This is a genomic window from Polymorphospora sp. NPDC050346 (genome assembly GCF_040655695.1).
GTDB lineage: Bacteria > Actinomycetota > Actinomycetes > Mycobacteriales > Micromonosporaceae > Polymorphospora > Polymorphospora lycopeni.
In genome coordinates this window covers 214,998-223,934 of the sequence record NZ_JBFAKM010000010.1, presented here as the reverse complement: position 1 = coordinate 223,934, position 8,937 = coordinate 214,998, and the positions used below count along the sequence as shown (strand labels likewise).

Annotated in this window: 1 protein-coding gene and 2 pseudogenes; all 3 read right to left on the bottom strand. The window is 66.6% G+C overall.

The window, feature by feature from the left end; genetic code table 11:
- A pseudogene (locus AB0I42_RS13570) lies at nt 1-820 on the bottom strand (IS1634 family transposase); the annotation flags it as partial.
- Nucleotides 821-877: 57 nt separating this feature from the next.
- Nucleotides 878-1,111 (bottom strand): annotated as a pseudogene (locus AB0I42_RS13565) (hypothetical protein); the annotation flags it as partial.
- Nucleotides 1,112-2,049: 938 nt separating this feature from the next.
- Complete coding sequence (locus AB0I42_RS13560; protein WP_357537146.1) at nt 2,050-8,916, bottom strand: polymorphic toxin-type HINT domain-containing protein; 6,867 nt, start codon at nt 8,914-8,916, stop codon at nt 2,050-2,052.
- Nucleotides 8,917-8,937 lie beyond the last annotated feature (21 nt).

Below are 8,937 nucleotides of genomic sequence, written 5' to 3'. Positions count from 1 at the left end.
ACGACGTAGGGGACCTCGGGGATCCGGGCGCCGAGAATGAACGACAACCCGGCTTCCTCGATCGCCTTCTGGTTCGCCGCTGACACCATGCCCGCGTCGGCCACGATCGTCACGTCGGGCAGCTGGTGGGCGGCCATGAACGCGCGGATCGTCGGCAGCATCGTGGTCGTCTCGGCCTTGTTGCCCTCGAACGCGTCGACCATCAACGGGAATCCGGTCGCGTCGGTCAGCAGACCGATCGTGATCTGCGGTTCCAGGCGCCGTTCCTTGGAGAACCCGGGTTCGCGGAACCCGTCGCCGGCATCGGTCTCGAAGTACAGCGTCGACACGTCGTAGAGCACCAGGCTGGCCGGGCCCAAACCAGCGTGCGTGGCGCAGGCCGCAGCCAGCCGCTGTCGCCACGACTCCTGCGCGAACACGGGTAGGCGACGCTTGATGGTCGCGTACGACGGCGCCCGCACGCCCGTCTCCTCGAGGACCCGTAGGCTGTCGAGCTTGCTGGTCGGCTCGATGATCCGGGCCAACACGAGCTGCCGGAACACGTCGTCCCCACCTGCCGCCCGCGCGAACCCGAGCACCTCATAGGCGTGCGTGAGAGCGTCCCCCAGGTGCCCCATCCGCGCCGACGTGATCGGCAACGGATCACCCGCGCTGCGCTGGCCGACCTCAGTGCGCTCCAGCCCCAGGTCCAGCTCGCCCTGCCCGCGGCCAGACGCCGCCGGGCGACCGCCCGCAAGACCTCCAGCCCGGCCTCGTCGTGCGCCGACCCGATGTGCTCGATATCCCGCGACCCACGCCGTGAGGAGTAGACGATCTGCACCGCCCTCGCGCCTGACGCGGTCCTCACCGTGCGCACATACGGGGACATCAGCCCACCCTACGACCCGGGATTAGTGCGCAGATCCGCCGACGACGAGCCAAGAACCCGCTGGTCAGCGCCAGGAGCCCGCTCAGGAACCATGATCGTGAGCCAAGTCAGGTTCAACGGCGCTTTCCACCGCATGGCCCACCTGCGGCGGCCGGCGCCGGTGGGGTCGAGGCTCATTAACGCCATGTACACGCACTTGAGCGCGGCCTGCTCGGTCGGGAAGTGGCCACGGGCCCTACCAGCAGATCCTGCACATCCTCGGCACCCCGCCCACCGGCATGCAGGCAAAGGCCATCTGCCTCGCACTCGGCATCGAGCCCTCACCGAAACACGTGAAAGCACCCGCGCGAAGCTGAAACGCATGGTCAACCGCCAAGCCCTGACCGAAGACGAACCCGGAGTATTCACACTCGCCCAGAAAACGGACCTAATCCTCCGAATCGTCCTCTCAGGGACCCTCGCCAGACACCACGAAGGATCTGTGACGGAGGTCTGGCCACGCACCCCTCTCCGGTGCACATCGAGGCGCGATCACTACTCTCCGTCACGAGTTCGACTGAAAGCCGTCCGTCACAACTGCCCCTCAATCGCGAGCCAAGCCTGGACTTCCCGACGAATTTCTGGATTCGTCAAGCGATCGGCAATCCATGGCAGTGCGGACAAAATTCTCTCAACCCCCCTTAGTGCCAACGCTTGAGCATCAGGCTCCTGACTTACAGAGTCGTAGGGAGACCCGACAGGAGCGAAGAAAGATTCATCGGCAGCTAAGTACTGCCCTCTCCTGGATTGAGCCGCTGCCACTGCCTCGTCTCGCGGCAACGGAACATGATCCAGTGCCCAAGCGGCAGACCCGTCAGGTGTCAGCACGACCGGCATCTCACTAACCGGCAAGTCGAGACGGACCGCTGCTGCCGCGAGCCTAAGCAACCAGTACGCCCCCAACGATGCATCAATATCGCGGCGTTCGACAGCAAGAATTGCAGCCACAGCACTGATCTTTAGGTCGGATATCCGTTGAGAGCGATCAACGTTCCTCAGCGGGCTAACGGCCGATTCTACCGACTCGAACAGCGCCTGCCACCACTGAGGTGACGCCCGTCGGGGGAACCGAGCGCGCAGCCACTCACCGAGCGAGTCGAGCGGGATCACCCGAAGTTCCTGCAACTCTGATCGCGTTTCCACTATGGAGCCCTTCCGCCGTAATCTCTAATAGCTCTTAGTGGAATCCTCACACCTACCGCACCAAAGGCGTCCACGCCTCGCTGAATGAACGTGCCAGCACAGCTAGGACACGGAGTATAGTGGCCCGTCATGTTGTCGAACGATGTCACCGCACCGTTCCGGAACGAGATCTGCCCTGCCGCCATAACAGGAGCACCACCCGAAGCTACCGTGTGATGGATACCGCGCCCCGCAGCAACCATATTCAGGTTTCCTCCCTCCCCCACTGTCCAGAGAAAATCCCCGCTTCCCGAGGCTGCGCGCGAGAAGCCAGAAGTACCCGCTGCAACAGGCGAAACGCCCGCAAAATCTGCTTCCATCAGCTCTAGCGACAGATCCCCAGGTCGATTGTTTGGAACTGGCCCGCAGTTGTGGACCAGCACCGGCTGGTCACCGGCGATCACATAGTACGTGTGGATGTCGGCAACGGTGAGGTTGTGTACGGTGGCGATCTTGTCGTAGGCGACGATGTCTATGACGCGAACCCGTGCGCCGTCGGGTGTCAGTAGTTCGTCGCCGGCTCGCAGGTCGATTGCGTCGCGCCAGGCGTCTTGGCTTGCCACCCAGAAGGGGTGGTCTCCGGTCGCGGTGAGGATCTCGTCTCGATCCTGCGTCCCTACGGAGTCAGTGATGACCTTGACGAGGGTCTTGGCGCCATCGCCGACGATGAGCGCGGTGACTGGCTTGCTGGCCGTCACGCCGGTTTCGGGGTCCGTGGCAAGAACCTCGTCTCCAACCGCCAGGGCAGCGATTGGTTTCGTTGTTCCGTCGGCCATCAGGACGAGTGTGGTGGGGAGGAAGCTGTTCTTGCAGCCGGGTGACTTGATTCCGGCTCGGCCTCCGGCGGCGAGTGAGGCGCCGGCTATTGCGCCCTTGGTCCAGCTTTCGGCGGCGCCTTCCCAGTCGCCGTTGGCTACGTGTCCCCAGGTGCCGAGTAGTCCGGCGTATGCGTCGTACACCGCCACGACTGGGCTGATCAGTGCCGTGACGTAGTTGGTTCCGAGGGTGACGGCGGCTTCGGTGGCGAAGTCGGTTATGGACATCCGGCCGTCGAGCACGGCTTTTCCGTTGTTGATGGTTGATGTCCAGCCGTCGACGACGGTGTTGACCGCCGCTACGAAGGGGTCGTAGGTGGATTGTTTGACGCCGGAGTAGATCCCGCTTCCGACCTTCTGCCACCATGTTTTGTTGTTCTTGTTGTTTTTGTTGGTGTCGCCGATGTTCGGCCAGACGGTGACCTGGATCGGCGGTTCTTTCGGTGCTGGCGTCGGTCCGCCGCCGTCGCGCGACGCGGAGAGGTGCTTCAGTCCGGTGGGGTCGCTGTAGGTAGTGGGGTTGTTGTTGCTGTAGGCGTAGCCGTGCCATTGCTGGGGGTCGGCGTGGTCGATGATGGGGTCGACTGAGATGAAGCGGCCGATGGCGGGGTCGTAGTGGCGGGCGCCGATGTGGGTGAGGCCGGTGTCGTCTTTGGTGCCGCCGACGAAGCCCTTGTCCATGACGGTGGGCCAGGTGCCGCTGGTGGTGCCGCGTTCTTCGCCGAAGGGCAGGGTTCGGCGGCGGCTGGCGTTGAGGGTGTTCTTGTCGATGGTGGCTTCGGCGGTGCCGTGGTGGTCGGCGGCGAGCCAGTTCAGGTTGCCGCTGTTGTCGCGGACGGCGATGGTGCCGGCGGCGCCGCTGTAGTAGCGGGTGGCGGTTGCCGTGGCGGTGGTGTCTTTGCGGACTTCGGTCCCGCCGGGTAGGTAGAGGGTGGTGCCGGTCGGGTCGCGGCGGATGAGTCGGTTGCCGTCGGCGTCGTAGAGGTAGGTGGTGTCGTCGGCGCCTTCGGTGACGGTGTCGAGTTTGCCTTCGTTGTTCCAGGTGAGGGTTTGAGTGCCGGTGGGGCCGGGTCGGCTGGTGGTGTTGCCGGCGGCGTCGTAGGTGTAGGTCTTTGTTGCCGGGTTGGGGCCGGTGGTGGTGATGCTGGTGACGGTGTGGGGTTTCGATCCGGCGGGTCCGCCCGGGTTGGGATGCTGGTAGGTGTGGACGGTGTTGGTGGTGGCGTGGCGGGTTTCGGTGAGTCGGTTGCCGGTGTCGTCGTAGGTGTAGGAGTGCCAGTAGGGTGCCGGTCCGCCGAGTCCGGCGACGGTGCGGGTGGTGTCGCAGTCGTGGCTGGACGGGGTCCAGGCGTTGGTGAGTCGGCGTAGGTGGTCGTAGTTGTAGCACTGGGTGTCGGCGGTGCCACCAAGCGGCGTGTCGGCGATTTCGGTGAGGTTGCCGGCGTGGTCGTAGGTGTAGGCGAAGTCGAAAACCGGCGACTTGGCGTGGGGTGTGGCGGTGGAGGTGGTGCGGCGGCCGGTTCGCTCGTCGAAGCCGTTGGCGAGTACGAGGGGGGTGCTGCTGCCGCCGAGTTGTTGCTCGATGACCTGGCCGAGCTTGTTGTAGGTGACGCCGGTGTAGACGAGGCTATGAGTCGTCGACATCAGGCTGCTCTCCAGGCCGATGTCGTTGTAGAGGTGGGCGAGGTTCTCGCTGGGCAGGCCCGCTGCTGCGGGTAGGCGGCTGGTGGCGGGGGATCCGTTGGGCCGGTAGGTGACGCTGGTCGTGTAGGTGCAGGGGGTGAGGGTGCCGGCGGCGCATAGGCCGGTTTCGGAGGCGGGGATGGTGACGCTGCTGCCGGTGGGTCGGCCGGCTGTGTCGTAGCCGTTGACGCGGGTGGTGTAGGCGTTGGTCGAGCCGGCGGGTTCGTAGCGGATGGATTCGGTGAGCTTGCCGATGCCGTTGGTGAGGGTGTCGTAGACCCATTCGGCGCGTTTGGGGCCAGTGGTGGAACCGTCGCGCAGGCTTGTCGGCCGGCCGAGCGCGTCGTAGGTGTAGGCGAGGGTGATGTTGCGGCCGTCGGTGCGGGTGACAAGTTGTCCGGCCGCGTCGTAGGTGGTGGTGTTGACGCCCTGGTCGGGGTCTTCCTCGCTGATCTGTCGGCCGAGTTGGTCGTAGGTGTAGCGCCAGGTGTTGCCGGCGGCGTCGGTCATGGCGACCAGTTCGTCGCGGCGGCTGTAGGTGTAGCTGATCGAGGTGTAGGTGCTGGGGTTGGTGCTGCCGGCGTCAGCGCGGTTCTTGTACTGGCGCAGTTCGGTGGTGCGGCCGAGGGCGTCGACGATCGTGGTGGTGGCGGTGCCGCCGTCGGGTGGGGTGACGGTTGTGCGGTCGCCGTGGTGGGCGGTGACGGTGCGCCATTTCTCGGTCAGGGCGATCTTGAAGATGGCGTTGGTGAGCCGGCCTGCGCCGTCGTAGACGTTCTCGGTGTGTGCGGGTACGACGGAGGCGCCGACGCCGCCGACGAGGATGGGTTCTGGTGCCGTGCCGCTGCTGTCGTAGTAGGGGACGGAGGCCCACTCGACCAGGCCGCGGGAGTCGTAGACGGTGTCGGTGATGATTCGTCCGCCGCCGGGTGCCTGGGTCTGGGTCTGCCGTTCGCGTAGCAGTCCGTCGTAGAGGGTGATGGAGGTGGAGTAGGTGGGGCTGACTGACGGGGTGAGCTGTTTGCTGATGACGGCGGTGGGCTGTGTGGTGTGAGGTAGGTAGATGAACTCGGCGTTCGGGGCGTTGGGGTAGGTGGCCTTCGCCCGGCCAGGACCCCAGACCTTTAGTAGCCGGCCGAGGCCGTCGTAGGTCATGTCGGTGCGGGACCCGTTCTCGCCGACGATCGTCGCGGGCAGTTTCCAGGCCGGGACCATGGTCGTGGTGGCGGTGTGGCCGGCCGCGTTGGTGACCTTGACGGTCGTGACCGGGCCGCTGGTCGACGGGGTGAACTCGGTGGACGTGACCCGGCCGAGGGCGTCGTAGGCGTCGGTGGCGCGGCCGTTGGCGTCGTACTCGGTGCGGGCGCTGGTCGTCCACACCGGGGTGGTGCCGGACCAGGACGAGATGTTCTCGACCTTGGCGACGATGCCCCGCTCGGGCAGGTCGGTGTCCCAGTCGTTGTTGACGTCGTCGTAGGTGTTTCGCGTCGAGGCGAGCATGTCGCCGGGCAGGGCCGGGGTGGCGGCGCAGTTGACACCGACGCGCTCGGTGCGCTTGACCCTGTCGAGCATCCAGTTGTTGGCGTTGCGGGCGTACCAGGTCCGGGTGCAGACGTCGTCGCTGGTTGTTGCCTCGTCGCCGAACTCGTCGGTCTGGGTGGGCAGGTTGTCGCTGTTGAAGGTCGTGACGCTCTTTGTCCAGCGGGTGCTGCCGTCGGCGAGCTTGGTGCGGGTACGGGTGGTGCCGGTGTTGACCATCCAGGCGTTCAGCGGCCCGGCGGTCGCGTTCGGGCCCTGCTTCACCGGGGTGTAGATGGTGCCGCTGATCCAGGGTCCGTCGTCTCCGAGCAGGGTCGTCTGCTCGCGCAGCATGCCGGAGTAGGCGTTGTGGTCCTCGATGCCGGTGCCCTGCGAGTCGGTGATCCACACGTCGCGGGTGCCGGAGGGTTGCTTGTCGCCGTCCATCCCGCGCAGGTAGAGGTATTCGGTGGCGGACTGAACTCCGGATTCCAGGCCGGTGCGGACCTGGACTCGGCTGTAGCCGCGGTAGTCGCCCCAGGTGCGTTTCTCCGGTTCGACGAGTTCGGAGTCGTCGTAGCGCCAGGCCGGGGTGTCGAGGTAGTCGTAGTTGGTCTGTTCGTGGGTGAAGCCGCCGGTGTTGTCGTAGACGTCGACCCGGTTCACGACGTACTTGTGGAACCAGTCCAGCGTCGGTTCCTCACCGGGCGGCCCGTAGTACTGCGGGAAGCACCGTTTGGTGTTGTTGTGCTCGGTGGGCCGATTGCTGCGGGTGCATTCGGTGGGCGAGTAGCTGACGGCGATTTGGGCGCCGGCTTCGGTGGTGATGGTGTTGATCCGGTAGCGGAACAGGTTGGATCGGCCGTCGTGGGGGCCGTCGACCCGGTTGGCGAGCGGCTCGGAGCCGGGGTCGAACACGGTCTCCGGGTCGGATACCTCGGATCCGCCGGCGGTGGTGACCTTGCCGGTGCGGGTGATGCCGGCAAGCCACATCGGCTCGCCCTCGTTTCCACCGGACTGCAGGTAGGTGTGGCGCAGGCGCCAAGACTCGACGTCGTTGTAGGTGTCGCCGCTGCCGGAGTAGACCTGGCTGCGGATCGTGTCGAGTCGCTGGCTGGTCCAGAATGTGGGTGCGGTCTGGGTGGTGCAGGGGGCGGCGGCGCAGTACTGGTCCCAGGGGGTGTCGACCCACGACGCGGCGACCGGGTTCGAGCCTGACCAGCAGTTGGTGACGCAGCGGTCTTCGGTCTCGAAGAGGACCTGGGCGGCGGCACGGGTGGTTGACGGCGCGTCGGTCCGGTTGCCGTACTCGACGCGGGTCAGGTGGCCGCCGCGGTCGTAGGTGGTGCGTTTGTTGACGTCGTCCTCGCGGGCATAGGCGCCGGTTTCCCGCTCGTAGAAGTAGGTCATGGTGTTGCCGTGCGGGTCCACGACGTGGTCGAGGTTCCATCGCCAGGCCTGCGTGCGGCGCGATCCGGGGAAGTTGCCGGCGGTGTAGCCGGGCTCGTTCGGGTGGTTGCCGTACACCGGCACCGTCCACACCGACTTGGTGGCCGTTGAGGCGCTGGAGCCTCCGGGGCTGGTGTTGCGGCCGAAGAAGTACTGGGTGCCGTCGATCGTGGTGATCTTCCAGTACTCGCCGTCGTCGTCGGTGTTGGCGAAAGAGGTGTTCTTGAGCAGTTCGACCTTCGACCCGTCGTCGCTGACACCCTTCCACGTGTTGCCCGTCGACTTGACCAGTTCGGTGGCCCGGCCGTTGAGCGACATGGTGGCGTTGCCGTCCGGTTTACCCCAGCACAGGTCGCCGCCGTGGTAGGAGGTGTTGTTCGGGGTGACGCCGCCGACTGCGGTCTTGTCCGTGTCGCACGGCTTGTACTTGCGTTCGATGTAGCCGGGCCACATCTCCCAGCCGTCACCGATCCAGGAACCCTGGGTGTTGGTGCCACCGGTGCGGCCGTCGACCGAGCCCGAGGAGTACGACATCTGCAGCGTCGGTTCCGGCCCGCCGACACCGGGCACGACCCGGATCGTGTTGGACCAGGAGAAGTCGCCGGTCTGCTGCGACACCTGCCACTTGCCCGCCGCGGACAGGCTGGTGGCGCTGTAGTCGCCGTTGTCACCCGAGGCGCTCGAGGCCAGCGCCACCGCAGACGCCCCGGTCGCCGACAGCGGCACCACCGCGGAGACCGTTGACGACGCCAGGTCGTTGGTGCTGTCCAGCGGCGTGCCGTCGGGAAGGGTGACCAGCCGCAACCGGCTGGCCCAAGCGCCGCCGTACGCTCTGGCGAACTTGCTGTAGTCCACCCGCACCGTTACCGCACCGCCGGCGCGCACGTTGTCGGCCCGGCCGATCCGCAGCACAACCCCGGGCACCCCGGCGCGGGCCGCGCTCGCCCGGTCCGCGACCTGGACCGTGACCTTGCCGACCGGCGCGGACGCCGGGCCGTCGAGGGCGCGCTGGCCGGCCTGGTCCGACACCCCGGAGACCCACACCGGCAGGTCGCCTGCTTTCGCGCCGACGGCATTCCCACCACGGGCGCGGGCAGGATCGGCAACATCGACGGTCGCGGTGCCGGGTGCGGGCCAGTCGACCCGCGGTGTCTTGCGGACCTCCCGGTCGCCGGCCGTCCACACCGGTCGGACCTTGTGTTTGACAGGGGCCACGGCCACACCTGTGACGTCCTTGCCCTCCGGCGCCCGCCACTGCGAGCCGGGCTCGGCCGAGCTGGGTGTGCCGACCAGCAGGGTGGCGGCGACCCCCACCGCGACGGCGCCACCGACACGGCGGCTGGCCCGCCCCGCTCGCCGCATCACCGTCGCGGTAAACAGCGG

Excerpts from the sequence above, each read along its gene's own strand:
- AB0I42_RS13560 (WP_357537146.1), bottom strand. The coding sequence starts at position 8,916 with ATGCGGCGAGCGGGGCGGGCCAGCCGCCGTGTCGGTGGCGCCGTCGCG.